Here is a 3711-nt window from a genome sequence, read left to right as displayed (position 1 = left end):
TGTGTATACGAGACAGCACCCTCGGAAAGCCACCGCCCCCGGCGTATGACATCCCGGCTGTCCCAGAGCTACGTGAACAACCCCTGGCGGCAGCAGACCCTGAGGTCCTGCCGGTCTCTTCACGTACGCGAAGTCCCGTCGAAACTTCGGATGCTCCCCGCGCCCCGAGCCCCCTACGGTTCCAAGAACCGATCACCCCCACGTCAGGCGCGAGAGACGCGGCTACTGGCCGTCTACGTCGCCGGACCTATAGATCATCATTTGTCGCCTGGTGTCCCACCATGCGAAAGCACGGTCAATCTAGACCATCTGGGCCCTCCTGAAGAGAGGTCTGTGTGGACTTTGTGCTCAAGATTTGAAGGTGGGCCCATAGATCACTGACCGCCCGCGGGTGCCTCGGTGACGGAAAACGTGCCTTGCGCCCTGCGAAGGCGGGAGTCCTCCGAGCCGACGGCACCGCCAGCCCGAGGCGTCCCGGCACTGATCGACGGCACCCGGAAACAGGTCTTCACCGCTCCGTTCGCGCAGGCAGACGCCGGGAACGACCTCGACCGGGTCGTCGCCGTCGACTCCGAGATCCTCAACAGGCAGGGTGTGCGCGCAGTTGTGCCGCGAAGGCAGATCAGATCGCCACACGCGAACGCCGTGGCGGATCCGGTGACCGGTGGCCGGACTTCGCCGGTACGGGAGCGCAAAAAGATCACGTCGAAAACCGCGCACCAAGCCGTCCCCGAACTCAGGAACCTCCGATGGGACCAGCCCGGCGGAAGTTCCTCACCTCTCGCTAGCTCTCACACACGTCCCACCCGACAAACCGCCCACGAAGCCATCGACACCGTGCACCAGACCCTCACCCGGATCGGACGAAAGCCGACCGACACGACCGGCCGAAGCGGCCGCGATCCCCGCGCCACCGCATCCTGCGACTTCAAAAGTCGGGACGACAGTGGCCGGTGCCGCCGCGGTCAACGGCACTTGTGGCGGTTGCACTTGGCGTGGGTTGTCGGGGCGCCCGGCGTCGGAGCGGGAGCGGTGGTCGTGCTCTTGCCGGGCTTGCCGTCGTGCCTGGTGGGAGCCGTGGACAGCGAGGGCGAGGGCGAGGGGGCGCCGAACTCGTCGGTGCCGTCGCCGAGGGAAGTGGGCGCGGGGAAGGGCGTGTTGGGCAGGCCGGCGAGGGCGGCGCGCATGTACTGGGTCCAGATCGCGGTGGGGATGTCACCGCCGAACACCTTCCGCAGGCCACCGACGCCCACCAGGGACTGAAGCTGCGGATGGTTGGAGTCCTCGCGGAAGAGGACTACGGAGGTGGCGAGTTGCGGGGTGTAGCCGATGAACCAGGCCGAGCGGTAGTCGTCGGTGGTCCCGGTCTTGCCCGCGGCGGCCCTGCCGAGGGCCTGCGCCTTGGTGCCGGTACCCCGGGCTATGACGCCTCGGAGTACGTCGGTCACGTTGTCGGCGACCGCCGTCGGCAGGGCCCGCACGGGGGCGGGAGCGGTGAAGGCGGTCAGTACCGAGTCGTTGTGGGTGACCTTCGTGACCGAGTACGGGGCGGCCTGCATTCCGGAGGCGGCGAAGGTCCCGTAGACACTCGCCATCCGAATGGCGCTCGGTGTGGAGGTGCCGATGTAGAAGCCGGCACTGGGGGCGGCGAGGCTGTTCGGGCGCAGGCCGAGGGATTGCGCCGTCCCCGCCACGTTCCCGTAGCCGACGTCCTCTCCCAGTTGTACGTACGGCGTGTTGACCGAGTCCTCCATGGCCTTGCGCAGGGTGATGTAACCCCATTGCTGGGACGTGTCGTTGTGCTGGTGGAGGAGGCCGGTGGGGTCCTTGGGGTCGGCGACGTAGGTGCCCTGCTGGTCCTTGATCCTGATGCCGTCGTCACCGTTGAACCTGCTGGCCGGGGTGATCGGCTCCGGGGACGTGCCGGGTCGCAGTACGGCGCCGTGCTGGAGTGCGGCGGCCAGGACGATGGGCTTGAAGGTCGAACCCACCGGGACGCCGGCGGTGTCGGCGTTGTCCGAGTAGTGGGCGTGGTCGAAGCCGGGGCCGCCGTAGACGGCGAGGATCCTGCCGGTCGCGGGGTCCACCGAGGCGGCTCCGACCTGGACGTCCCGGTCGACCGACCGGTGGGCCGGGTCGAGGCGTTGCTTGCGCACCGCTGCGACGGCCCTGGCCAGTGCTGCCGTCTTCTTCCTGTCGAAGGTGGTCTGGATCTGGTAGCCGCCCCTGCTCAGGCTGCTCTCGGTGATGGTCGGGTCGTGTGCCTCGGCGTACGACCTGGCGAGTTGGACCAGGTAGCCGGTCTCGCCCGTGAGTCCTGAACCGCGGGTCCACTTCGTGGGTGCGGGGAAACCGGCGGCCGCGTACCGTGCCCGCTGCCCGGGAGTCAGCCTGCCGGTCTTCACCATCCGGTCGAGCACCCAGGACCAGCGTGCCTCCGCCTGTGTCCTGGCCGCGGGGTCGGAGTCCGCGTACTGGAAGAGGCTCGGCTCGTTGACCGCCGCGGCGAGGAAGGCTCCCTGGCTGACGTCGAGTTTCTCCACCGGGACGTTGTAGTACATGTGGGCCGCGGCCTGGATGCCGTTGGCCTGACGGCCGAAGAAGCAGGTGTTCAGATAGCCCTGGAGGATCTGCTCCTTGGGCATGGATGCGCCGATCTTGGTGGAGATCAGCAGTTCCTTGACCTTGCGGGAGACCGTCTGCGACTGATCCAGGTAGGTGTTCTTGACGAACTGCTGGGTGATCGTCGAGCCGGACTGGACCGAGCCGCCCTCGGCCATGTGGACGACGGCGCGGAGGATCCCCTTCGGGTCGACGCCCGGGTCGGTGTAGAAGGAGGCGTTCTCCGCCGCGATGAAGTCGCCCTGCACATCGGCGGGCACCTGCGCGAGTGACACGTTCTGCCGGTTGACGCTGCCGTCGGTCGCCAGGACCGTACCGTCCGACCAGTAGTAGACGTTGTTCTGGAGCAGCGTCGTGGGATTGGGGTCGGGGATGGTGACCGTGGCGTAGGCATAGCCGACGGCCGCTGCCGTGCCGCCGACGAAGAACAGGAAGAGTCCCAGCAGTTGGCGCACCGAGGGCAGCCAACGGCGCGGGCCGGTCCTGCCTCGGTGCGGGTAGTCGATCCAACGTTTCTTCGCTGGCTCCCTTCTCCGAGAGCGGCCACGCCCGGCATGCGTGCCGCCGTTGAGGCGCTGCGGCGGTCGACGCCGGTGTCCGCTCATGGGCTCTGGTCACTGTCCTCTCAGTACGAATGAGTTCAATTAGCTACAGATATTGCAATTCAGTACAACTGCCGTGTCTCGTACGGGTATTGCTGCGGGAGGACGGGGTCCTGTCGAGGGAAGCCCGTGCCGGGCGTCTCCTCGCCCGCCGGATGCCTATCTGATGGCCGTCGGCGACGATCCGGCGGACCAGGTCCGGGTGGGCCACGACCTGGGTTCCGACGACGAAGAAGGTCGCGTGCACATGGTTGCGGCGCAGCACGTCCAGGATCCGTGGCCGTACGGCTGCTGCTGCTCGCCGGTGACGAGGCCGTGTTCGGCGGCGGCAAGGTCATCCGCGAGTCGCGGCCACATGTGGGGAGCCGATGGGCAGGTTCAGCTCGCCGTCCTTCTTCGCGTGGGTGAACAGGGCCTCGCGCCGGACGGAGGCGATCCGCGTGACGGGAACGCGGATGTCGACATGTGCCGCCTGCCGGACGCGCAG

General features: G+C 67.7%; 2 protein-coding genes. Both read right to left on the bottom strand.

All coding sequences use genetic code 11. The features are described 5' to 3' along the window. Positions 1-965 precede the first annotated feature (965 nt). Entirely contained in the window at positions 966-3077 is a 2112-nt protein-coding gene (locus ACNFOC_RS52185) for a transglycosylase domain-containing protein (RefSeq protein WP_416965993.1), read from the bottom strand. A 193-nt stretch (positions 3078-3270) separates the two neighbouring features. Continuing rightward, positions 3271-3498, bottom strand: a complete 228-nt coding sequence (locus ACNFOC_RS52180; RefSeq protein WP_416965994.1) for a polysaccharide deacetylase family protein — start codon at positions 3496-3498, stop codon at positions 3271-3273. Between the last annotated feature and the right edge of the window lie 213 nt (positions 3499-3711).

It is taken from the genome of Streptomyces colwelliae (assembly GCF_048158785.1).
GTDB lineage: Bacteria > Actinomycetota > Actinomycetes > Streptomycetales > Streptomycetaceae > Streptomyces.
Note: the sequence above shows the minus strand (reverse complement) of the source record. Positions and strands in the feature narration are given on the sequence as shown.